Annotated in this window: 15 protein-coding genes, 2 tRNA genes and 6 pseudogenes; 16 read left to right on the forward strand and 7 right to left on the reverse strand. The window is 38.8% G+C overall.

Going from position 1 to position 22645, the window contains the following annotated elements; genetic code table 11:
* From CWC18_RS21020 to CWC18_RS10825, 7 genes and pseudogenes are all read left to right on the forward strand, one after another.
* Positions 1 to 415: pseudogene (locus tag CWC18_RS21020) on the forward strand (electron transport complex subunit RsxC); the annotation flags it as partial.
* Positions 412 to 1470: an electron transport complex subunit RsxD gene (gene rsxD, locus CWC18_RS10800; protein WP_138593370.1), complete on the forward strand. Its 1059-nt coding sequence runs from the start codon at positions 412 to 414 to the stop codon at positions 1468 to 1470. The pseudogene CWC18_RS21020 and the gene rsxD, both read left to right, overlap by 4 nt.
* Entirely contained in the window at positions 1467 to 2102 is a 636-nt protein-coding gene (gene rsxG / locus CWC18_RS10805; protein ID WP_138593368.1) for an electron transport complex subunit RsxG, read from the forward strand. Before rsxD ends, rsxG begins: the two co-directional genes overlap by 4 nt.
* Entirely contained in the window at positions 2099 to 2797 is a 699-nt protein-coding gene (locus tag CWC18_RS10810; protein ID WP_138593366.1) for an electron transport complex subunit E, read from the forward strand. Before rsxG ends, CWC18_RS10810 begins: the two co-directional genes overlap by 4 nt.
* An 18-nt stretch (positions 2798 to 2815) precedes the next feature.
* Positions 2816 to 3211: pseudogene (locus tag CWC18_RS10815) on the forward strand (endonuclease III); the annotation flags it as partial.
* A 41-nt stretch (positions 3212 to 3252) separates the two neighbouring features.
* On the forward strand, positions 3253 to 3933 hold the full coding sequence (gene nth / locus CWC18_RS10820; RefSeq protein WP_171041086.1) for an endonuclease III: 681 nt from the start codon (positions 3253 to 3255) through the stop codon (positions 3931 to 3933).
* A 25-nt stretch (positions 3934 to 3958) separates the two neighbouring features.
* Positions 3959 to 4205, forward strand: a pseudogene (locus CWC18_RS10825) (endonuclease III); the annotation flags it as partial.
* Positions 4206 to 4251: 46 nt separating this feature from the next.
* Here the strand turns inward: CWC18_RS10825 and CWC18_RS10830 are convergent.
* Positions 4252 to 5166 (reverse strand): annotated as a pseudogene (locus tag CWC18_RS10830) (LysR substrate-binding domain-containing protein).
* A 114-nt stretch (positions 5167 to 5280) separates the two neighbouring features.
* On the opposite strand from CWC18_RS10830, the gene CWC18_RS10835 reads away from it, so the two are divergent.
* The 3 genes and pseudogenes from CWC18_RS10835 (at position 5281) to CWC18_RS10845 (ending at position 7448) form a co-directional block, all read left to right on the forward strand.
* A complete protein-coding gene (locus CWC18_RS10835; protein WP_138675246.1) occupies positions 5281 to 5922 on the forward strand; it encodes a LysE family translocator in 642 nt (213 codons plus the stop codon).
* A 50-nt stretch (positions 5923 to 5972) separates the two neighbouring features.
* Positions 5973 to 6220 (forward strand): annotated as a pseudogene (locus CWC18_RS10840) (endonuclease III); the annotation flags it as partial.
* Between the two features lie 142 nt (positions 6221 to 6362).
* Complete coding sequence (locus CWC18_RS10845; RefSeq protein ID WP_138593410.1) at positions 6363 to 7448, forward strand: alpha/beta hydrolase; 1086 nt, start codon at positions 6363 to 6365, stop codon at positions 7446 to 7448.
* Positions 7449 to 7889: 441 nt separating this feature from the next.
* On the opposite strand, the gene CWC18_RS10850 is transcribed toward CWC18_RS10845, so the two are convergent.
* Positions 7890 to 9905 (reverse strand): winged helix-turn-helix domain-containing protein, encoded by a 2016-nt coding sequence (locus CWC18_RS10850; protein ID WP_138675247.1) that lies wholly within the window; start codon positions 9903 to 9905, stop codon positions 7890 to 7892.
* A gap of 139 nt (positions 9906 to 10044) precedes the next feature.
* On the opposite strand from CWC18_RS10850, the gene CWC18_RS10855 reads away from it, so the two are divergent.
* Together CWC18_RS10855 and CWC18_RS21505 are read left to right on the forward strand one after the other, a co-directional pair.
* The gene (locus CWC18_RS10855) at positions 10045 to 11826 is read left to right on the forward strand and encodes a CocE/NonD family hydrolase (RefSeq protein WP_138593413.1); all 1782 of its coding nucleotides are present in this window, start codon (positions 10045 to 10047) and stop codon (positions 11824 to 11826) included.
* A 95-nt stretch (positions 11827 to 11921) separates the two neighbouring features.
* Positions 11922 to 12112: pseudogene (locus tag CWC18_RS21505) on the forward strand (endonuclease III); the annotation flags it as partial.
* Between the two features lie 11 nt (positions 12113 to 12123).
* Here the strand turns inward: CWC18_RS21505 and CWC18_RS10865 are convergent.
* Positions 12124 to 14118, reverse strand: coding sequence for a winged helix-turn-helix domain-containing protein (locus tag CWC18_RS10865; protein ID WP_138593417.1), 1995 nt, complete (start codon positions 14116 to 14118; stop codon positions 12124 to 12126).
* 310 nt (positions 14119 to 14428) lie between these two features.
* Between CWC18_RS10865 and CWC18_RS10870 the strand changes: the two genes are divergently transcribed.
* Complete coding sequence (locus tag CWC18_RS10870) at positions 14429 to 16276, forward strand: spermidine synthase (RefSeq protein ID WP_249930103.1); 1848 nt, start codon at positions 14429 to 14431, stop codon at positions 16274 to 16276.
* An 837-nt stretch (positions 16277 to 17113) separates the two neighbouring features.
* Here the strand turns inward: CWC18_RS10870 and CWC18_RS10875 are convergent.
* Positions 17114 to 18007, reverse strand: coding sequence for a LysR family transcriptional regulator (locus CWC18_RS10875; RefSeq protein WP_138593421.1), 894 nt, complete (start codon positions 18005 to 18007; stop codon positions 17114 to 17116).
* A 155-nt stretch (positions 18008 to 18162) separates the two neighbouring features.
* Between CWC18_RS10875 and CWC18_RS10880 the strand changes: the two genes are divergently transcribed.
* Genes CWC18_RS10880 through CWC18_RS10890 form a run of 3 tightly spaced genes read left to right on the forward strand, consistent with a single transcriptional unit; the run spans position 18163 to position 20345 of the window.
* Positions 18163 to 18606, forward strand: a complete 444-nt coding sequence (locus tag CWC18_RS10880) for a DoxX family protein (RefSeq protein ID WP_138593423.1) — start codon at positions 18163 to 18165, stop codon at positions 18604 to 18606.
* Between the two features lie 35 nt (positions 18607 to 18641).
* Positions 18642 to 19337, forward strand: coding sequence for a pirin family protein (locus CWC18_RS10885; protein WP_138593425.1), 696 nt, complete (start codon positions 18642 to 18644; stop codon positions 19335 to 19337).
* 36 nt (positions 19338 to 19373) lie between these two features.
* Positions 19374 to 20345 (forward strand): glutathione S-transferase family protein, encoded by a 972-nt coding sequence (locus CWC18_RS10890; protein ID WP_138675249.1) that lies wholly within the window; start codon positions 19374 to 19376, stop codon positions 20343 to 20345.
* 156 nt (positions 20346 to 20501) lie between these two features.
* On the opposite strand, the gene CWC18_RS10895 is transcribed toward CWC18_RS10890, so the two are convergent.
* The 3 genes from CWC18_RS10895 to CWC18_RS10905 form a co-directional block, all read right to left on the reverse strand.
* Positions 20502 to 22082 carry a methyl-accepting chemotaxis protein gene (locus CWC18_RS10895; RefSeq protein WP_138593429.1) on the reverse strand — a complete coding sequence of 527 codons (1581 nt, stop codon included), beginning with the start codon at positions 22080 to 22082 and terminating at the stop codon, positions 20502 to 20504.
* Between the two features lie 227 nt (positions 22083 to 22309).
* Positions 22310 to 22385: transfer RNA gene (locus tag CWC18_RS10900), tRNA-Glu, on the reverse strand.
* Positions 22386 to 22548: 163 nt separating this feature from the next.
* Positions 22549 to 22624: transfer RNA gene (locus CWC18_RS10905), tRNA-Glu, on the reverse strand.
* Positions 22625 to 22645: the final 21 nt, after the last annotated feature.

Here is a 22645-nt window from a genome sequence, read left to right on the forward strand (position 1 = left end):
TGTTGCCGCCGCCATTGCACGGGCAAAAGCCAAAAAAGCGGCCAAGCTTGCGCAAGCACAAAGCAGCGATGAAGCGCCACATGAAGTCAACGCTGAATCTGAATCGAAGCCTGAATTAGACACTGCCGAGCCAGTAAATGCCGAGGCCGACGTTGACCCACGAAAAGCGGCTGTTGCTGCCGCCATTGCACGGGCAAAAGCCAAGAAAGCGGCCAAGCTTGCGCAAGCACATGGCAGCGATGAAGCGTCACATACAACTAGCCCTGAGTCTGAATCTAAACCGGAATTAGACACTGCCGAGCCAGTAAATTCGGAGACCGACGTTGACCCACGTAAAGCCGCTGTAGCTGCCGCCATTGCACGGGCAAAAGCCAAGAAAAAGCTTAAAGAACAAGAAGGAAATGACCCGTCATGAAATTAACCATGGCCTCATCACCACACAATCACAGCCAAAAATCAGTGAGCACATTAATGGTCACTGTGATATGTGCTTGTATTCCAGGCATACTTACTCAAGCTTATTTCTTTGGGTTTGGAGTACTAATTCAGCTCATTATTGCGTTAGTTACAGCAACTTTGGTTGAAGCTATTGTCTTAAAGTTACGCAAAAAACCTATTTTATCCACGTTAAACGATGGAAGCGCTTGGCTTACCGCGGTGCTACTTGCCATCAGTATTCCCCCTCTCGCACCATGGTGGATCACCGTTATTGGTATTGTTTTTGCCATCGGTATAGTGAAACAGCTATATGGCGGATTAGGCTTCAACATATTTAACCCTGCTATGGGGGCTTATGTTTTACTGCTTATTTCTTTCCCAGTACAAATGACGAGCTGGATACCCGTAGAACAGCTTCTTGGAGCACCCATTGCCCTCGCAGACCAATTATCTTTGATATTTACTCAAACAAACAGCGCAGGGTTAACCTTAGACAATGTCCGTACCAGTATTGATGGCACTACCATGGCAACGCCGTTAGATGCTGTTAAAACCGCCGTGAGCCAGAGTTTCACTGTATCTGAAGCAATGAAAGGCGCACAGTTTTCTGATTATGCAGGCATTGGTTGGCAATGGGTTAACGTCGCTTACTTACTAGGTGGTATTTACTTAATTAAAACCAAGGTTATTAACTGGCACATTCCTGTTTCACTTATAGCTACACTCGCCATATGTAGTGCAATTGGCTACATAGTAAGCCCAGGTACGCAAGCCGGTTCTATGTTTCATTTATTTAGTGGTGCGACCATGCTTGGGGCATTTTTTATCGCGACAGATCCTGTTTCTGCATGCACTACCAATAAAGGTCGACTCATTTTTGGCGCAGCAATTGGGTTATTAATATACCTGATACGCCATTTCGGTGGTTACCCTGATGCAGTCGCATTTGCCGTGTTATTAATGAATATGGCGGTTCCTTTAATTGAGCATTACACTCAGCCCCGTACGTACGGACATGGAGCAAAGAAATGATCGTGCAATCTATGTATAAGAATGGCTTGATCCTCACTGCATTTGCATTGGCTACAACCGGCAGTGTGGCACTGATCCAAACGATTACCGCTGAACGGATCGCAGAACAAGAGCAACAAAATTTAGTAAAACAGCTCAATCAAGTACTGCCACAAAGCAACTACGATAATGTACTGTATAAAGACTGTGTACTAAGTAATGCACCAGAGTTAGGCCCTAAAGGGCCGCACACGATTTACCGTGCCATGATGAATAATCAACCAACGGCCTTACTTATCAGGCATATCACGCCACGCGGTTATAGCGGTAATATTGATATACTGACTGCCGTCATGCGTGATGAGAGCATTTCTGGTGTGAGAATAACGCGCCATGAAGAAACTCCGGGGCTGGGAGATAAAGTTGAATTAGCTAGATCAGACTGGGTTACAACATTCAATGGTTTAACAGTCAAGACGAAAGATGATGCCGACTTTGCCGTTAAAAAAGATGGTGGTCAATTTGATCAGTTTACTGGCGCGACTATCACCCCTCGTGCTGTCGTCGACTCAGTCAAAGAAGCAACCTGGTATGCAATTCAACATTTTGATGAATTATTCGAAGCTGACAATGCCTGTGGAGCAACCCGATGAGTCAATTAAAAACTTTAATGAAAGAAGGAGTATGGGGCAATAACCCCGCGCTTGTTCAATTACTTGGATTGTGCCCGCTGCTTGCAGTAAGTAGTACTGTAACCAATGCTCTGGGGTTAGGTATTGCTACATTATTGGTTCTTGTGGGATCTAATGTTACTGTATCATTGGTACGAGAATGGGTGCCAAAAGAGATCCGGATCCCAGTGTTTGTCATGATCATTGCCGCATTCGTCACCATTATACAACTGCTTATGAATGCCTATACTTTTGGGCTGTATCAATCACTTGGTATTTTCATACCGCTCATCGTTACTAATTGTGCCATCATTGGACGCGCCGAAGCGTTTGCTTCTAAAAATAACGCCTTACTCTCAGCATGGGACGGCATTATGATGGGCCTTGGCTTCGCCATGGTATTACTTGTATTGGGGGCAATGCGAGAAGTACTTGGCCAAGGGACATTATTTGATGGTGCAAATTTACTGCTTGGGGAATGGGCAACCCTTTTACGTATTGAGTTATTCACATTTGATAGCCAGTTTTTAGTGGCAATTTTACCACCAGGTGCATTTTTGGGGTTAGGCCTGCTGATCGCAGGTAAAAATGTCATTGATGAGCAAATAAAAGCGAAAGCAGTAACCGTTGATACGCCAGAGAAAGCACCAAGAGCTCGAGTAACCAATTTAACGTAACAAGTAAGTACTACCGCCATGAATAAAGTAAAACGTTATGAAATTCTGACTCTGTTAAGGGATGACAATCCACACCCTGAAACCGAGTTAGAGTACTCCTTTCCTTTTGAGCTGTTAGTGGCCGTCACACTCTCAGCACAAGCGACCGATGTAGGCGTAAATAAAGCAACTCGAAAGCTCTTTCCTGTTGCCAATACCCCACAACAGATCATTGTTCTTGGTCTCGAAGGGTTAAGGGGTTATATAAAAACCATTGGCTTATTTAACTCAAAGGCCAATAATGTCTATAAAATGTGTCATATATTGGTCGAACAGCATAACTCCATTGTGCCTGAAAACCGTGAAGTACTTGAGGTACTCCCTGGTGTAGGCCGAAAAACAGCTAATGTGGTGCTAAATACCGCGTTTGGCTGGCTAAAAGATAATAAAAGTAGACATCATCTGAGGTTAGCTGCATGAGCACGTCTATAAGTAAGAAGGAAAAAGTACAGGCTATTATCAACATCCTTGATGAGCTGTACCCCGAAGTTCCAATCCCACTAGATCATAAAGACCCATACACTTTATTGATTGCTGTTTTATTGTCAGCACAATGCACTGATGAGCGAGTAAACCAAATTACGCCTAAACTTTTTGCACAAGCTGACAACCCTTATGACATGGTTAAAATGAGCATTGAGGAAATCAAAGAAATCATCAAACCCTGTGGTTTATCGCCGATGAAGTCAAAAGGTATCTGGCATCTTTCAGAGATGATCATTAACCAGCATAAAGGTGAAGTGCCACAGAACTTCAAGGATCTTGAGGCGATGCCCAGTGTAGGCCACAAAACAGCATCTGTTGTTATGGCTCAAGCATTTAACGTACCAGCCTTCCCTGTTGATACACATATTCACCGGTTAATGTATCGCTGGGGATTATCGAATGGCAAGAGTGTTGAACAAACAGAGCGAGATGGTAAACGACTATTTCCAAAGGAGCGATGGAACGACCTGCATCTTCAAATTATTTATTATGGCAGAGAATACTGTCCAGCCAGAGGCTTTGACTTAAACAAGTGTATAATCACCAAACAATATGGCCGTAAAAGCTTTATTAATGAAGTGTTAAGTTCACAATCTAAAGGGAAGAAGTAGGTTTACTTTGAGTAATAATGCGATGCACAGCTGGCCTACTATCGCTGTAGACACTCACATCGACCGCGTTTATAACCTTACTAAGTTCGCCATGGGTAAAAACGTGGTTGAAGTTGAAAAAAAAGCTTGAGAAAGTTGTACCTGCTGAGTTTAAAGTCGACGTGCACCACTGGCTTATTTTACATGGCCGTTACGTGTGTACCGCTCGTAAATCTAAATGTGGTGCTTGTATTATCGAAGACTTGTGTGAATTTAAAGATAAAACAGATTAAATGAAGCAAGTCGAAGACTGAGCATTACCAGCATATGTGAATTAAGCTAAATCATAAGCGACATTTGTTTCATAAAATCGATAAATGCACGGTTTTTATTGGGCATGTATTTACTCTGCACAAACTGTAAGCAAATACCTCCCTGATAATTACCTTGCATCTTCCAATCTTGAAGTAGCGGTATTAATGTCCCTTTTTCAATTCCTTGTTGAGCAAGATAATCTGGTAAAGGACCAATACCAAATCCCTGCACAATCGCATCTTTTCGCATGTCACTATGATTAAGAAGGTACGTTCCAGACACTTGCACCGTCAGTTGTTGTTTTTTTTTGCTAAATCGCCAACGACTGTCCGTCACATTTTCACCTAAACAAATACAAGGTAAATGTTTTAATTCATCGGGGTGTGCTGGTAATGAATGTTTTTCTAAAAAGTCAGGACTTGCGCATAACACCTGTTTCACATAACCAATATTAACATTGACCAAAGCTTAAATAGGACTGTCATTAATATGGATCAAAAAATCTACACCATCATGGATGGGATCTAAAATACGATCGGTTACTTTTAAATGTAATTTAATCTCAGGATAACGTTTTAAAAATTCAGTGAATATTGGTCGAAGTACCTTGTTTGCCAATGATCTTGGCACAGCTACCCTCAATAAGCCGCTAACCGACGATGTTGCAGAGCAACTGGCATTAACCGCATGCTCTGCAGACTCAACCATTTGCTTGCAGTAATCAAACGTCAAATTCCCTGATTCTGTTAACGCCAGTTGCCGTGTTGTACGCTCTAATAATTTGATCCCTAGCGCATCTTCTAATCTACTTATTTGACGGCTCACAGCAGATGGGGTAACTCCCAGTTTTTTAGCCGCTTTACTAAAATTTCCCTGCTCTATTACAGTGACAAAAATCGCCATATCAGACAATAAAGGCATCAATTTATTTGTGTCCATCAAGAACAAGTCCTATTACAAATACATATATTGTTATAATTAACGCACATATTAACATATCTGCCAATTAATAAATGTGTTGAACTGCGCAAGCGTAAATTATTAGAGGTTGATGTGGAGTTATTAATAAATACTTACATAGCAGAAATTACTGCGGTTAGCACAATTGCTATATTTATGGCGATGTTACCCGGAGCTGATTTTATAATGGTTACACGTACCAGCATATCTAATGGTCGTTTAGCAGGTTTATATATGAGCATAGGGATGTCTTTATCGGTTTGTATTCATGCTAGCTATTCAATTGCAGGATTAGCAGTCATCATTGCAAATTCGGCGTGGTTATTTTTGGCAATTAAATATTTAGGTAGTGCATATCTTATTTATCTAGCTTGGCAGTTATTAACAACACCAAAAAAATTAAGTAATGACCAAAGTAACCAAACAACTCAAATGTCTACCTTTAAAGCGTTACGTACTGGTTTTGCATGTAACATATTAAATCCAAAAACATCTATCTTCTTTATGAGCATTTTCACTCAAGTAGTTTCGGTAGATACTCCATTAGTCATGGAAGTAAGCTATGGACTAATAATTGTATTGGCGCATTTTGTTTGGTACACCAGTGTTACCTTAATCCTATCTCAGCAAAATATATTACCTAGCTTCAATCGACAAAAGCAAAAAATTGATAAAATAGCAGGAGTTATCTTAATGATAATTGCTATAAAGCTGACCCTAGTAAGTCATCTTTAAGTAAAAATGAGAATAACTTATCCCAAAGAAAGCACTATCTACTATGGCTATCTATGGGTTGGCCGACTATAGCCGTGGACACTCACATCGACCGCGTTTTCAGCTGTACTGAATTTGCCATGGGTAAAAATGTGGGTGAGGTCGAACAAAGCGTGAGAAAGTTGTACCTGCTGAGTTTAAAGTCGACGTGCACCACTGGCTTATTTTACATGGCCGTTATGTGTGTACCGCTCGTAAGCCTAAGTGTGGTGCTTTCCTCATTGAAGATTTGTGTGAGTTTAAAGACAAGGCTGATTAGCCCTTATTACTAATTTGCATTATCACTCCAGTAATCACTGGCATAAAAAATCTCGTAAAGTTTTGTAAATAACTTTTAAAACCCAATACACACTTAGTAATGTGGACTAAACTTAATTCAATCAGAATTAGGTGAGGCTTTTATGTTTAACAAAGGTTTACTCTTGGTATGCCACGTCATATTTTTCACTCTAGTAAATGGGTGTGGCGGTGAAAGCAACGACTCTATTGCGTCTTCGCCCATTTCTCTTGAACCGGTACCCGATAATGACACCCCAGCAGTGAATGCTCAATCAACTTACCTAACCCTAGTAGATGAAGATATTACCTATGCAGATGGGCTTAGCCATAATGAAGCAAGCTCAACATCTGTTGCAATCCCACTAAAATTAGATGTCTATTACCCTGGAAATGATTCTACTGATAGACCTGTTTTTATGTTTATCCATGGTGGTGGATTTACTGGTGGTACAAAAACCAAACCTGAGATTATAGATATGGCAGGCTATTATGCTTCAAGAGGTTGGGTTTTTATTTCTATCGATTATAGAACAGCTGAAGAGTTAATAACCATACCCGGTTCATCTCAAGAGGCGCTATTGTCTCGCTATAAAGGCCTTGCACCACTGGAATGGATCCAACACGCTCTACAAGGTGTCGAAACAATAAAACAGTTTGAACAAGCTATTGCTATGTATATGGCTCAAAGAGATGCAAAAGCCGCACTTCGATGGATTGTCGCAAACAAAGACACTTATAATATCAATACCGATTACATCACTGTTGGTGGAGCTTCAGCGGGTGCGATTACTACTGTTGCATTAGGCATATCAAATATTGAAGATTTTAGAGATGAAGTTTCAATTTCAGACGACCCTACACTTTCAACAACCAACTTAGAACAGACCTATAAAGTAAACAGCATGGTTTATTTCTGGGGTTCTAATGTAAAAATAGAACTTTTCGAAGACGTATATGGATTGAGTTTATATGATAATAATGACCCAGAGTTGTTTTTGGCGCATGGTACTAAAGATATGAATCCATCTACACCATACTCCGAAGCAACCGAATTAAAAGAGATCTATGATTCTTTAGGGATCCACAACGAGCTTGTTGCCTTAGAAGACGCTGGCCATGGTGCTTGGGATGCAATCGTTGATGGAAAAAACTTATCCGAAATGACTTTTGATTTTATCGTTAAAAGACAAAGTTTAACTATTGAGTAGTCGCTTCATCGTCTATTGAGCTTTTAAATTATGGCTCATGCTAATTTGGCACTTAAAAAAGTGCTAAATTACTCTCTCTGATATTATAAAAACAAACACATTATGTTCACCCGCTTCACTCATTGAACCCCATACTCGCAGGATCGACTCATTCTTTTAAGTATCGCTAGGTAAACCTGCGCCTGAGCTGCTCTTAAGCCTAAGGGTTATTCTAGCCCCATTGAGGATCTGTATGAGTTTAAAGATAAGACAGAGTAACTTCTGTCTGCTGCGATACGAACTCAGACATTAACTTTAATGAGTGCTTAAGCTATTTAGACTCTTCAATCAGCCTTGTTACTGACAGTAGAAAAAGCCCCCCGAATGGTCATAGTGGCTTTCAATCACGATAGAAAATTACATACAATATAACTGCGCTTTAGCGTGAACTATTTTTATTGTTTAATCTTGATCAAACGTTCTAAATATATCACTGCTATGACTTTTTATATGAGTATAATAAATCCCATTTTCCACAATCGTTAATTTAGTAGGGGATACATTTTCTAACAATAGTTCTTGTTGTTTATTTGTTAAATTCATTTTAATAACACTCAATGAGTTGGATGAATCATCGAGGTAATACAGGTGCTCACCTTTAACTTGAAAATTAAACACACCGATGTAGTCAATCATAGTAAACGTTGCCGAATTCATATGAATGTTATTAATATAAAGCTCGTTATTTTGAGATATAAACGCTATTTCTTTTGGATTTTTACTGTATTTAATGTATGCCCAATCTTCGTCAATCAAAGTAATCTCTTCAGTCAGAATAGAATAATGGTGAACTCGCCATTTTCCTTCAACCCTTAGGCTAAAAGCTAAAGTAGTTTCATCAAACCATGACATCCCCCGAGCCACTTGTAGTGGAATTTTTACTAATTTAGTTTCTTTAGTACCTATATTTAACAGCTTTATGCCATAAGACATTAACAAGCTTAATTTTTTATTATCTGGCGAAAATTGTAGATCTTGATAGTGCTGGTGATCTGTAAACTGAGATATTTGCCTTTTAGAATTGTTATTAACGTTGTAAAGCCAAACTTGCGACGTATTCGCCTCTCTCGATATATAGGCTAGCTGTTTATTATCACTTGAAATATCGGGTAATCGATCAACAACTGAAGAATCAATAATTGCTACACTGCTTTTTAACTTTTCTTCATAAAAACTGATATCGAAGTTAAGCTGGCTACCACTATAGATATAGTCACTATTGTTGTGTATACGACTAACTGGACTGATAAGGTGAGTCGTATTTATGATTTTTTTCGTGTTATTACCAGCAAGGTCCATCTCAACCAAACTTTGGTTAGGGTAAGGGCCCATTACCACAATTTTATTACCTGAATGATTGAAAATTGCGCAGCAAATGTATTCGTCTTTTTTAAATAAATAAGTAGAAATACTTTCTTCTAAATCCAACAAGTAAAAAGCATGCCATTGCTGCTCGTCGGGGGTAGAGAGTAGTAATTTATCTTCAGTCGGATGTAGGTCAAAAAAAATGTGCCCGGCATTGAAAGGAGGTGGTTGATTTAACTGTTTTTTATAACCACTATGAAGGTCCATTACGTATAATAAATAAGGATGCTCAGGCGTTCTTCTTTCACTGTAGACAATTTTCGAATTGTTATGGTTATATGCTACTCGCCCAAAGCTGCCAATTGGACAATTATGTATAACCTCTTCCCTGCTTATTGTATTACCTAATAGAAACACTCGTTTAATTTGGCAAACCGAATGATTATTATACATATAGATAAGATTAGTGCTATCTGCTGACCAGGTCGCTGAACTCGCATCGCCCGCGTTATCACTTAACTGAAAAATAGCACCTGTTGCAGTATTCTTCAGAATAAGTTTTTCCCATCCCTTATTTCGGCTGCTGTAACTTAAAAAACGACCATTAGGAGATATAACCGCGTCACTTTCTAACCCTGCATCTCGCGTTAATGCTGAAACAACTTTTAGCGGTTTAACCTCTGACGTGTTCGACATAAAGACTAAATAAGTCATGGCTATTAGCAGAAAGAAAATGGTTAATTTCCATTGAAATGACGGTTTACTTAAGTCAGCACTTTTAAGTTTATGTGGTTCAAATAAACTTGTATTGGCAATAAACTTGTAGCCTATACGCGGTAAAGTTTTAATGAATGTTGATTTTTTGGCGTCGTCACCGAGTGCTTTTCTTAGCTTAGTAATGACCCGGTTTACTGCATTATCAGTAACAATTTGTCCATGCCATACGTTATCAATTAACTCACCTCGAGTGATCTGTTGATTGGCATGCTTGCAGAAATAGGCTAAAACCTCTGATTCTCTAACTTCAAGCTCAATGGTATGTTTTTCGAAAGTAAGTGTCTGCTTTACCTCTGAAAAAAATATACCATTGATTTTATAGATTATATCAGTCATTCACACAATATCTTAGGTTAGTTGTTAAAGCAGATTATACCTTGATCACAACTAATCATCATTAATCATCGGTAAATCACTACTGTATTGCATGTTTTAGATATTGTTCAGCGCTCTCTAAAAACACGTTGAGTACATAATGATATTAAAAAAATTAATCTACTTGAGCCTATACTGCTTTATGGCTATTTTCACGCAAACAATATACGGGACAGCATTACTCCAAAGTAACAAAGTAACTCATAGTAAAGATTTCGTTATCAATACTGATGTATTGATAAAAACATCTAGTGGTACAACACTTTCTGCCGTTATTGTTCTGCCCAAAACCATGAAAAAGCCTCAACCAACAGCGTTACAGTTTCATATTTACACTGATGTAAAGGAGCATGTAAAAACAGCGATAAATGCTGCTAAGCATGGTTATATTGGCATTGTTGTTGACACCAGAGGTAAGCGTCTAAGTCCTGACCAAATTATTCCGTATGAACATGATGCAAAAGATATCAATGACGTAATTGACTGGATAAGTAAGCAAGACTTTAGTGACGGACGTGTTGCTATGTATGGTGGCAGTTATTTGGGATTTACCCAATGGGCCGCAACTAAATATATGCATCCAGCTTTAAAAACTATTGTGCCTTCTGTTGCCAACAACCCTATGCAAGGCTTGCCGATGGAAAATAATATTTTTATTACCCCTAATTATCAGTGGCCGTTTTATGTAATGAATAACAAAACACTAGATAAGAAAGTAAATAACAATAGAGACTATTGGAATAAAGCTATTAATGACTGGTATTTGAGCGGCCGTTCATATCGTGACATTGATAAAATTGAAGGAACCCCCAACCCTTTATTACAAAAGTTTTTAAATCATCCATCTCATGATGACTTTTGGCTGAATATGGGGCCAAGAGGAAATGAATACAGTAAGATAAACATACCAATTTTATCTATTAATGGCTATTACGATGATGGTCACATATCCGCATTGTATTATTTAAATCAACATTTGAAACATAATAAAAATGCTGAGCATTACTGGATTATCGGCCCCTACAACCACTTTTTTAGTAAATCGAAAACAATTAATGGTTACCTGAAAGATTCCGTTGCAGAGTTAGATCGAACTGAACTTGCATTTCAATGGTTTGACTATGTCTTAAAAGGTAAAAAAAAGCCTGATTTACTTAAAAGTAAAGTTAACTATCAACTGATGGGAGACAACTCTTGGCAGCATGCGAATTCATTAACTGAGCTAAATAGTGACTATCAACGCTTTTATTTGAGTACTGAGAAATACAAAGGTACTTACCTATTAACTAAAAAAATTAGCAGCAAAGTAGACTCATTGAAGCAAGTTGTTGATTTAGCGGATCGAACAACAAGTACTAATACCGAATCTTATTATTGGCCAATTATCAAAGATCGACTCATTGATCCAACAGGCTTTACCTTTGCGAGCTTACCGTTTGCACAAGACACCTCGGTACACGGTAGTTTTTCTGGTGAAATAAAAGTAAAAATTAATAAAAAAGACTTTGATTTGGGTATGACGTTTTACGAATTAACGCCTGATGGAAAGTACTTTGAACTTTTTTATTATATTGGCCGAGCTAGTTATGCGAAAGATCCCAGTAATAGACAGTTACTCACCCCTCATAAAGTAGAAACCATTCCTTTTAAAGATACTCGTATGACTGGTAAGTTATTTAAAAAAGGCAGCCGATTAGTCGTTGCTTTGAATGTCAATAAAAATGAAATGGCGCAAATTAATTTTGGTACAGGCAAAGATGTGAGTGATGAAAGTAATGCAGATGGTGCGATACCACTTAAGGTAGAGTGGTTAAATAGCAGTTTCATTAATATCCCTATGAAAGTGATGAACCGAAAAAAGAACGAAAGCGAATACAACTAAATGAAGTCATAAGGTACTCATTGAGACTAACGTCTGTAATACTAGAGGCTACCGTAATGGTGAACTTTACCATCTTTCTTGGTTTTTTTGGCTAACCAACCATAGCGATCGACCCACACATCAACCGCGTTTCCAACCGTACTAAATTTGTCATGGGTAAAATGTGGTTGAGGTCGATGGGCATCACTGGCTTATTCTGTATGGAAGCTACGTATGCACCGCTCGTAAACCTAAGTGTAGTTCTTGCCTCATTGAAGATTTATGTGAGTTTAAAAAGTTAACTTAGTAAGACTGCAATTATTGCAGTCTTACTAAGTTACTTGTTCTTTCTGGCTTACTTAAATATAAAAACTGTTGTTCGTCGTGTGAGGTATTGATCAACATATCGCCATTCTCTGTACCTCTATGGATAACATCAGAAATACCACTCTCCATATTGATGGTGACGAGCTTAAAAGTATTTTCTTGATCTAATCTTAAAGTCAATGTGTTATCTGTAACCCTTAGTCCACTTATATGCTCATCTATTGCTGACCACACATGCTCCTGCTTAAGGTTACTACTTATACGAAACACATTATTACTGTTAGAAAAATAAATTTGGTCTTTAGGATCTAGTGCCATAGAGTAGCACACTAATCTTTCTCCTTCTGTTTGATAGGTTACTAAGTCCAACGTCTTTAAATCTAATTTTGCGAGGTGAAACGTAACACCATCATCGGCTCTATACGAAATAAGTACAGCACTCTCATTATGAAAATGTTGGCGTAAACTAAACGGCTGATGGCTATGCGAAAACTCCTCAAAAGTTGCCGACTTCACATTCACTTTAAATAACTTGTCTTTACTAGCAGTAATAACCTCAGTGCTATCAGGTGTCCATACTACTCCGAACAATTCTTCATTGTTAGGGTTAGAAAAAACCATCCTTTGTTGTCCATTTTCATAGATATAAAGTTGCTTTAATCCTGCTCGGTGGGATTCAAAAACAAAACGTTTGTCGTCAGGAGAGAAAATGGGTAAAAAATCCAAAGAAGAGGTATCAACTAAGGTTTCAAACTCTTTTGGCGCTGCCTTAGTCTTACGCAATATATCCACATCGACATTACGTAGCTCCATAAAAATTTCAGAGCCCGTTGGATTAAACTGGGCATCACGAATAAACTTGTAATTATTAAAGTCAATAACAGACAGCTCTCCCTGCATATCAACTAGCTGTAGTTTAGTACGATTACTGATCAGCACAGACTCTCCACTTGGGTGCCAACTGAGCCCCTGAATGCTATCCTCAACTTGAACTAAATTAGACATACTAAGTGTCTTGGTATTAATTAAATCGACTCTATACCGATTTAATCCCATTTCATAGCCTAACACTATGTGGGTTTCATCTGGCGAAAGTGCAAGCGATTTCATCCAGTCTTGACCTTTTGCATTCAGTAACTGCTGCTTTTCACCGCTTATTAAATCGATAGCAGACATCCATGTATCATTATTTTCTTGGTTTATCTCGACGAAATAAATTTTATTACTACTGTGCCATTGTAGCTTTCCACTAATAACATCAAAAATTGAAAACTCTCGTAAATAAGTTGTTTTTTTCGACGCTAATTTGATTAAATCTAACGCCATATAAGACATAACTCGCCGCCCTCTTTTATTCTCCATATACGCCAGAGCTGTCCCTTCAGGGTTCCATCCCAAACTATAATAAACAGAACTTCTGTGAGTTAGCTGAGCCTCTTGCCCAGAATCTAACTCCCTAAGCCAAATATTTTGATTCAGATCCTCACCACGTACGAAAGCTAAATGTTTACCATTTGGTGACAGGGATAAGAATGTTTCATTGGCTTCATGCGATGTAACGGGAAGTAGCTTAGAAAAATCCGTTTTTATTGACTGAGGTGCAAATAATATCCAAATGCCAAGGATAACCACCCCAATTAATACATAGGCGCAAGGCGTACCCCTTCGTTTTTCAATTATGTTATTTGGTAATTCCAAACAGTAACCTCGTTTAGGATGTGTAACCAAAAATTTAGCACATTTAGAATCTTCCTTTAGTGCCTTCCTCAGTAAAGCAATGCAACGTTGAACTGAACTCGGGTTAAACGTAGATGATGGCCAAACAGAGGTAAATATTTGCTCCTGGCTAACAACTTCTCCTTTGTAACGAAACAGATAATAAAGTACATCCATCACTTTAGGTTCTAAAAAAATTTCATATTCGCCAGATGAAATCCGACAGCGGCTGACATCAACATCAAACTCTCCAATTTTGAACCTTTTCATTATTCCCTCAAAAAATAAATATAAAAATCATGCATTAAAATTTTCTTAAGAAATTGATAAACCATATTTCATTGCCTTCCACCTCTCGCTTTAGGAAGCTCTCAGTACCTAAAACATATTAACACTACAAGACATGAAACTTACTTTGTTTTTAATAATTACCTTTTGCAGTGCATTTTTATTGTTTCAAATACAGCCTATGCTAACAAAGGAACTGCTGCCGTTATTCGGTGGTAGTGCTTCCGTGTGGGCAGCAAGTATGCTTTTCTTTCAGTCCATTCTATTTTTGGGATACTTATATGCCCACCAATTGAGTAAATTAAAACTTGATTCACAGTTTTTAATTCATGCATCAATACTATGCCTTTCAGTACTCCTTACACTCAATGAAGCCCCCTCTGGAATAGCTGAAAGTTTTTCACCACCGTATAAAGTGGTGCTAATTTTAATACATCAGGTAGGCTTGGCATTTTTCTTGTTAGCTTCGACAAGTGTATTACTGCAACAATGGTATTTTAAAACATCAAACCATGATGTTCCTTATCACTGGTACTCACTGTCAAACCTTGGTTCTCTTGTTGCGTTAATAAGTTACCCATTATTTGTAGAGATACATTTTCCAGTACCCGATCAAAAACATTATTGGTCATTGGCTTTTACTGGGTTTATCTCTTTAAAAATTATACTATTGATATTAATAAGAAAATCAATATCAACCAGTGCAAAAACCAATAATGTATTGAGACAGAATGATGCACCTTTAAAACATGCATGGTTATGGATTGCTCTATCAGCTACTGGCACGATTATGCTCACTGCCACGACTCAAATGATAAGTACTAATATTCCACCTATGCCACTTGTGTGGATATTACCTTTAATTATTTATCTATTGAGTTATACATATTCATTTTCATCAAAAAATGCCTATAAACGTTCTTTTTTATTGCCATTTTTATTACTTGCCATTGTCGCCGGCTTGATGATGTATTTTATTGGCAGCCAATTTAATACGATCTCCCAGTTAACGATATTCAGTTTGGTATTATTAACTTGTTGTCTTGTATGCCATGGGGAGTTACGCACATATGCCCCAAATAGTGGCAGTATGACCTTATTCTACGTTGCTATTTCATTAGGTGGTGCATTAGGGAGTATTTTTACAGCTTTGTTAGCACCTATGCTCTTTTCGCGAATAACTGAATATGCACTTGGGTTATTGTTCGTGCTGTTATTGTACATCTGGAGTGGAAGTACCAAAACGACGAAGCCAATGCCACCCCAAGTTTATGCTGGTTGGACAATCGTTATTGGTATTTTTGTGCTTGGGTACTTCAATTTAGAAAACAGCTTTAGTCAGTACGATATTGCCAGCAAAAGAAACTTTTATGGTTATATCTCTGTCAAAGATATTGATACAAACGATATTACCGAACGGAGACTAATTGACGGGACAACGGTACATGGTTCACAGCCACTGGTAAATAAACAAGATAAAAAAGCTTCTTATTATCAAGAAGATAGTGGCATATCAACCTCACTCACCTATTTGAAGCAAAAAGGTGCTCTAAATATAGGAGTTATAGGTCTAGGTGCCGGCGTATTAGCTAGTTACGCTCGTCCAGATGATAAAATTAGCTTTTATGAATTAAATCCAGCAGTTTATGACATGGCAAAAAAGTACTTTTCTTATTTAAATAATGCAAAGGGAGATATTGAGGTCATTATTAACGATGGTCGTATTGCTATAAAAAACAGAAGAGAAAACCTCGAACCACTTTTTGATGCATTAATTATCGATGCATTTTCCAGCGATGTTATTCCAGCTCATTTACTCACTCAAGAAGCATTCAAACTGTACTGGCAAAGTTTAAAGAAAGATGGCTTGTTAATCATTCATATATCCAATAGTCACATAAATTTAATGCCGATCTTACAGGCTCATAGCCAACAATTCGAAAAAGGATTAATTAAATTCAAAAAAATAGGGCAACTAAAAACTAGCTTCGGTTCTGATTGGGTAGTGCTAACTAGCGATTTACCATTTTTAGCTTCTTTCGGCTCTAATTACGAGCCAATTCAGCCTAAACGTGCTGCTGACTCCCAAATAAAATGGACAGATCAACACTATAGTCTTTTATCACTCATAAAATATTAGCGATAAATAGCTTTAGATAGCTTTAATTCAAAGTACGCCTGCCATCTTGGCGTCTATCGTGTTTATCATTTGACTGGCTTAAAAATGTGATTGATACCCGCATCGACCGCGTATCAATTCTAACAAGCGATTAGTGACTGTATTTGCTGTTCTATTTTCGTTCTCTTTGAGCATGCTTTCATCACGGTGCTTAATGTGTGGCCTAGTAATCTAAGCGAATATTAAGCAACATGCAGACATAAGCTCTTTACAAGACTTAATTAAAGGAAACCACAAGCTGATCGCTACCCCGTGGCAAAGTGGTCGCATCAAGCTCTTCGAAAATGGCAAAGCAATTGAACATGTGTTGCCGCACACTATATTTACAAACATCTTAGTCACTTTAGTCGATATGGTGGAACAAGATATGGGGATAGCGCTATTACCACACTCAATTATTAAGAAAAAAATCTTATCCGGGCAGCTAACGCATACTTTTAAACACAACTTCGTACAGTTCCTCCCCGAAATTACAGGACAAGCGTAGCATTTTTATTTTATCCACCGCTATCATGCTAATAAACCCCCTCATGTTTCTTGCTTCTATGAGTTGTTCAACTTTTACTTTAGCGCTGCAAGTGAAGATGTTGTTTTACCTCAGGTTTGGATAAGGGTTTTGGAATAGAAAATGTTTTGAAAACAAACTTAACTACAATCCAATGATGATATTTTGCTCAATATCAAGGCGCTTTTATGCAGTAATAGCTCGCTATTACTGCATAAAAGCAACGTCGAGAGTGAGAAATATAGCTTTATTGGGCAAATTCGCTTATCTAGAGCTGAGGTTATTTAGCCAATTTAAAACCGCCAGGTAACATTACATAGTTTGTCGATAAACCAACTTAACGCTTTCCCTTGCTGCCCCTTATTCCATGCAATAAATAGATCTTGGTTAGGTCTAGGGATCGCGCATTCTTTTTGTATCAAAGAGCCATCTTTTAAATACGGTGCAGCGAGATATTGCGGCAAAAAACCAACGCCAATGCCCTGTCGCTGCGCCACTAACTTGGCATTCATATTATTTACCCGAATAACCTGCTTACTGTTAAAAAAGCCGGTTTCCCGAGTGGGTAATATTTGCGATGTATCGGCAACCACAATTGACGGGTATAACCTTAAATGCTCTACATCTATCACTTCGTTAATACTTGCCAATGGGTGATCAGGTGCCACAGCAAAAATAAAGCTTACGTCATAAATTTTATGGGTATTAAACATGCCTTTAGGCAACTCACCTGATGCACCGATGACAATATCAGCCCGTTTACTATGCAGTGCATCCCACCCACCGCCTAGCGCTTCTTCACTTAATGTGATATCAACACTTTGTGGTAACCGAGCAAACTCAGCCAATAGCTCTAATAAGGTATACTGAGGTACAATCGTGTCACGGGCAATACGTAACTCTCTCTCCCACCCAGACTCCAGTAAAGCAACAGCATCAACCATTTTATTGGTGGCATACAATATTTCGCGACCATGTGCCAAAACCAACTTTCCTGCTGGGGTTAACAATGCTCGTTGTTTAGAACGGTCAAATAATGCAGTACCAATATCCTCTTCTAATTTTTTAATGGTGTAAGTTAAGGCCGATGGCACTTTGTAAAGCGACTGAGCTGCGGCGGCAAAACTGCCTTTTTTATCAATCGCATCAAGCGCCTTTAGCGCTTCAATGGTGATAGCTTGATGCATAACGTCCTCCAGAAACCTATATTCAAATAATTTGAACTAAGCATTCAAAATGTTTCGATTTTTTATAGAAACTATCACACCTATACTTGATTTCAACAAGTAAGTCAGGCGCTTCAATAGCGATAATACAAATTGAAATATAGTGAGAATTAAAGATGAAAACATTACTTAAAACGGTGACAACCTCTCATGCAAACTACTCTGCATTATTATTACGTATACCCATTGGTATTATTTTTATGGCCCATGGTGCGCAAAAATTATTTGCATGGTTTGGTGGTTACGGCTTAGAAGGTACGGCCGGATGGATGGAATCAATTGGCCTCGCACCTGGGTTTTTAATGGCGGTGTTAGCAGGTAGCGGGGAGTTCTTCGGGGGATTATTTATTTTATTAGGGTTATTAACGAGACCTGCGGCTGCTGTGCTCGCTATCACGATGATTGTGGCTATTTTCTCTGTCCACTTCAGCAATGGTTTGTTTATGTCAAATAATGGATATGAGTTTGCATTGGCACTATTAGCCGCGAGCGTGTCTCTTGTTGCCGCGGGGAGCGGTAAGCTTGCAGTAGATAACTATTTGGCAAAAAAGTTAGCTTAACCACACTTTATTTTACCCGTACTTAGGAGAGTAAAATGCTCATATTAAGAAAGTCACAAGATAGAGGTCAAGCCAACTTTGGCTGGCTCAACAGCAAACACAGCTTTTCATTTGGCCACTACTACGACCCAAAACACTTAAGTTTTTCATCACTTCGAGTGATCAATGACGATATAGTAGCCCCAGGCGCAGGCTTTGATACTCATGGCCACCGAAATATGGAAATTATCAGTTACGTGCTCGAAGGCTCTATCGAACACAAAGACAGCACGGGCAATATTCAAACCTTGCAGGCGGGAGAGTTTCAGATAATGTCGGCGGGTAAAGGGGTATTTCATAGTGAATATAACGCATCGAAACATCACCCTTTACGCTTTCTTCAAATCTGGATTGAACCCAATACAGTTGGTTCAAAACCGAGTTATCAACAAAAGAGCTTTGGTAAAGCACTTGGATTAACCACCATTGCAACCTCTATGGGAGAAAATAACACACTCAAAATCACTCAAGAGGCAAAGCTGCATCAGCTCATCATAGGGGCTGGTGAAACATTTCAGTTTAATCAAAGCCAGGGAAATAACATATATGTACATCAAATAATGGGAACAGTTCACATCAATAACACCGAGTTATCTGCAGGTGATGGCGCCCAAATAACGCATGAAGAAACATTGACTTTCTACAATGAAAGTCGCAGCGATATTACTGCATTAGTCTTTGAGTTGCCTTAATACAGCCCATATTTAAAAATAGAAGAGGATAAGATTATGGGTTTATTAATAGATGGCACTTGGCATAAGCAATGGTATGACACAGCAGTAACTAAAGGAAAGTTTCAACGAGAGAGCGCTCAACTTCGTAACTGGATCACCGTACAAGGTGAAGCGGGACCTACAGGCAGAGGTGGGTTTAAAGCTGAATCTAATCGTTACCACTTATATGTTTCACTCGCGTGCCCGTGGGCACATAGAACCCTTATTTTTAGAGCTCTAAAGAGTTTAAAAGACCACATTTCTATTTCTGTGGTTAGTCCTGATATGTTAGAGAATGGGTGGACTTTTGACACTGCGAGCCAAAGTAGTGGAGATCTCTTATTTGATGCTGAATATATGCATCAAATTTATACCAAACACTCATCGACATATAGTGGCAGAGTAACCGTCCCTGTTCTATGGGATAAACACCTAAATTGTATTGTCAGTAATGAATCTTCGGAAATTATCCGTATGTTTAACGACGTATTTAATCACATTACAGGTAATACACTGAACTTTTACCCTGAAGAAGAACAGCAAGAAATTGACGAAATGAACGACTTTGTTTATCACAACATTAATGATGGGGTGTACAAAACCGGGTTTGCGACGACTCAAACTACCTATGAACAGGCTTACAACGCTTTATTTTCAGCCCTTGATAAAATCGAATTACGATTGTCAACACAGCGTTATTTAGTAGGTGAGCGCCTCACTGAAGCCGATTGGCGCTTATTTACCACTTTGATCCGCTTTGACTCGGTGTACTTTGGTCATTTTAAATGCAATCAACGTCAGCTAGAGCAATTCCACCATATTTCTAATTATATCAGGGCATTATATCAACACCCCGAGATCGCAAATACTGTCGATTTTTATCATATTAAACGCCATTATTATTATAGCCATAAGACTATAAACCCAACTCAAGTGGTACCGTCAGGTCCGAGAGTTGATTATACGTCTGAGCATAATAGAGGCTAATATTGCCCCTTTTCATCGCAATATCACTCGGCTTTTAGAATATAGAGGCCTACGTAAAAGCGCTACCAAAGTATTAGCGTTAATTTTTTAGAGCATCACAAATGGGAAGTAAACTGACGTGGTCATTGTCATCAACTTAGCTTCCCTAGCGCTCCCTTATTTAACAAGCTTAACCATAAACTGATCCACAAGACTTTCTTGATCGACCAAAGAAGTCAGTGTGTTAGACATGGTTTTTAAGGTTCTATCCGAACTTTCTAACGAATCATTTGCCAACTGAGAAATCGTCACCGCGTTATTATTAAGCTCGTTTGATACTCCAGACATTTCTTCGGTGGATGATGCTATTTGGTAGTTAAGGCTCGATATTTCATTCACCAACGAGTTTATACTGTCTAAGCTCTCTTTAGTTCCTTCAGCTTTGGTTACACACTTACCTGATTTATCAACACCATTTTGAATCGCACCTACCGCGCGCTCTGCGCGCTGACGCAAATCGGCAATAATACTGTCGATTTCTTTTGTTGACTCTTGTGTACGTTGCGCAAGTGCTCTTACTTCATCAGCGACTACCGCAAACCCTCGGCCTTGTTCCCCTGCCCTTGCGGCTTCTATTGCCGCATTTAGCGCAAGCAAATTAGTCTGCTCTGATATTCCACGGATCACATCAACAACCCCACCAATATTCACCGTTTGAGCATTGAGATCTTCAATATCCTTTTGTGTTTTAGACAACTCTTCTGATAACTCATAATTGTTTTCCATATTCTCATTGACTGCAACACTACCCGCCTTTACTGACTCTAATGCTGACTCAGATTGAGACGCTGCATTGGTCGTATTATTAGCAATTTCAGCGATGGTTGCCGTCATTTCATTAATGGCCGTTGCTAACGAACTCGTTTGCGCTTGCTGACTATTTAACAAATCAGCGCTACGATTGCACTCAGCCACAGTTTCATCAGCATGCTCTGTCACCGTACTGCTTGAGTCTTTTACCCGACCGAGTACTGCTCTGAGTTCTGATTCTCGAGCTAAAAACGCTAACTCAATCGCACTTATATCATTCACACGATCAAGGTAAATTTTTTGCATCATTGGGTTATCGTAAATTTTTTTGGCTTTTTCACTGAGCCTCCTTACCGGCGCTAATCGAGAGTATGTTAGTGTGACGACACCAATCACCAATACGGTTTGTAAAATATATGACCAAGGCGATGCCACAGAAGTTAAAAACATAGTGAGGATATAAAAGCCGATAATAATGGCTATCATTTGGCTCGACAATGACCACGACTGCTTTGCTATCGACTCTGGTGATGTCCCATTATTCAACTGTTCGTATATTTTTTCAGTTCTGGCAACAACATCTCGATCTGGTTTCGTGCGAACCGATTGGTACTCTACCGTTTTTCCTGTTTTATCAGCTATTGGTGTGACATATGCGTTTACCCAGTAGTGGTCTCCATTTTTACAACGGTTTTTAACTAACCCCATCCAAGGCTTGCCTGACCCAATAAAGTCCCAAAGGTTTTTAAAAGCTGCCTTTGGCATCGTTGGGTGACGCACTATATTATGTGGTTTACCTTCTAAATCTTTGAGATCAAACCCTGCAACTTCACAAAACTGTTTATTTGCATACTTAATCTGCCCATTCGTATTCGTAGTAGATAATAGGTTATATGTATTGGGGTAATCATATTCCCGGTTAGTATAGTCTGATCTTCCTGTAGTCATAATCTTCACTCTAACGATTAAAAAACAATAATAAATCATTACTTAAACTTGGAGGATAGAACAGTCATCCAAACCTTGCTATTAATCAAAGCAAAAACGATTTCGGTTATTTATCATACAAGAAAAAAGCACGCGCATTATTAAAACTAGCAGAAAATTAAAGATTTAACGAAAAAAATTTAAATTAATAGGATTAAAATATTTTAGAACTGAAGAATGTAAAGAAATGGCGTCCCCAAGGGGATTCGAACCCCTGTTACCGCCGTGAAAGGGCGGTGTCCTAGGCCTCTAGACGATGGGGACGCAGAAATTGATTTGCAAATATTTATTTGCTATTTCTGCATTAGATGAGACCGAGCCTGTGAGGCAATGGCCTTATTCTTAATTGCAGAATAAAATCTGTGTCACTAGGACTGGCTATTTTAACTCGCACCATATGAGTTTAACGTACTCTACCTAAGTAAAGTGGCGTCCCCAAGGGGATTCGAACCCCTGTTACCGCCGTGAAAGGGCGGTGTCCTAGGCCTCTAGACGATGGGGACGCAGAAATTGATTTGCAAATA

This window comes from Pseudoalteromonas aurantia (assembly GCF_005886875.1).
Lineage (GTDB): Bacteria > Pseudomonadota > Gammaproteobacteria > Enterobacterales > Alteromonadaceae > Pseudoalteromonas > Pseudoalteromonas aurantia_A.

What these genes read in the sequence shown, in the direction of transcription:
- rsxD (WP_138593370.1), top strand. Translation starts at nt 412, where the DNA reads ATGAAATTAACCATGGCCTCATCACCACACAATCACAGCCAAAAATCA.
- rsxG (WP_138593368.1), top strand. Translation starts at nt 1,467, where the DNA reads ATGATCGTGCAATCTATGTATAAGAATGGCTTGATCCTCACTGCATTT.
- CWC18_RS10810 (WP_138593366.1), top strand. Translation starts at nt 2,099, where the DNA reads ATGAGTCAATTAAAAACTTTAATGAAAGAAGGAGTATGGGGCAATAAC.
- nth (WP_171041086.1), top strand. Translation starts at nt 3,253, where the DNA reads ATGAGCACGTCTATAAGTAAGAAGGAAAAAGTACAGGCTATTATCAAC.
- CWC18_RS10845 (WP_138593410.1), top strand. Translation starts at nt 6,363, where the DNA reads ATGTTTAACAAAGGTTTACTCTTGGTATGCCACGTCATATTTTTCACT.
- CWC18_RS10850 (WP_138675247.1), bottom strand. Translation starts at nt 9,905, where the DNA reads ATGACTGATATAATCTATAAAATCAATGGTATATTTTTTTCAGAGGTA.
- CWC18_RS10855 (WP_138593413.1), top strand. Translation starts at nt 10,045, where the DNA reads ATGATATTAAAAAAATTAATCTACTTGAGCCTATACTGCTTTATGGCT.
- CWC18_RS10865 (WP_138593417.1), bottom strand. Translation starts at nt 14,118, where the DNA reads ATGAAAAGGTTCAAAATTGGAGAGTTTGATGTTGATGTCAGCCGCTGT.
- CWC18_RS10875 (WP_138593421.1), bottom strand. Translation starts at nt 18,007, where the DNA reads ATGCATCAAGCTATCACCATTGAAGCGCTAAAGGCGCTTGATGCGATT.
- CWC18_RS10880 (WP_138593423.1), top strand. Translation starts at nt 18,163, where the DNA reads ATGAAAACATTACTTAAAACGGTGACAACCTCTCATGCAAACTACTCT.
- CWC18_RS10885 (WP_138593425.1), top strand. Translation starts at nt 18,642, where the DNA reads ATGCTCATATTAAGAAAGTCACAAGATAGAGGTCAAGCCAACTTTGGC.
- CWC18_RS10890 (WP_138675249.1), top strand. Translation starts at nt 19,374, where the DNA reads ATGGGTTTATTAATAGATGGCACTTGGCATAAGCAATGGTATGACACA.
- CWC18_RS10895 (WP_138593429.1), bottom strand. Translation starts at nt 22,082, where the DNA reads ATGACTACAGGAAGATCAGACTATACTAACCGGGAATATGATTACCCC.